The sequence below is a fragment of the Cellulomonas sp. P4_A2 genome, assembly GCF_056402515.1.
In genome coordinates this window covers 1-390 of the sequence record NZ_JBFUHG010000175.1, presented here as the reverse complement: position 1 = coordinate 390, position 390 = coordinate 1, and the positions used below count along the sequence as shown (strand labels likewise).

At 72.1% G+C, this 390-nt stretch carries 1 protein-coding gene; it reads left to right on the top strand.

What is annotated here, in order from left to right; genetic code table 11:
- Nucleotides 1-383, top strand: a 383-nt coding sequence (locus AC1DUE_RS20600; protein ID WP_477041259.1) for an esterase-like activity of phytase family protein, incomplete at its 5' end; no start/stop codon positions are given.
- Nucleotides 384-390: the final 7 nt, after the last annotated feature.

Below are 390 nucleotides of genomic sequence, written 5' to 3'. Positions count from 1 at the left end.
GCCCGGACACCCTGCTGGTGCAGGAGCGCACGGACCGGGCCGCCCGTCTCCACCGGGTGGTGCTGCGGCGCGAGAACAACATCCTGGGCACCGCCTGGGACTCGACCGCCACCACCCCGTCGCTGGAGGCGCTGCCGAACCCGGCGGCCGCGGGGGTGCCGGTGCTCTCGAAGAAGCTCGTCGTCGACCTCAACACGGTGCCCGGCGCGCCGAAGAAGATCGAGGGCGTCGCCGTCGTCGACCCGCGGACGATCGCGGTCATCAACGACAACGACTTCGGCATGACCGACGGTGCCGGGGCATTCGGTCCCGACGGCCGCCTCGTCGACAGCGGTGTGGAGACCACGCTGGTCCAGATCCGTCTGGACGCGCGGCTGCGCTGAACCCCCG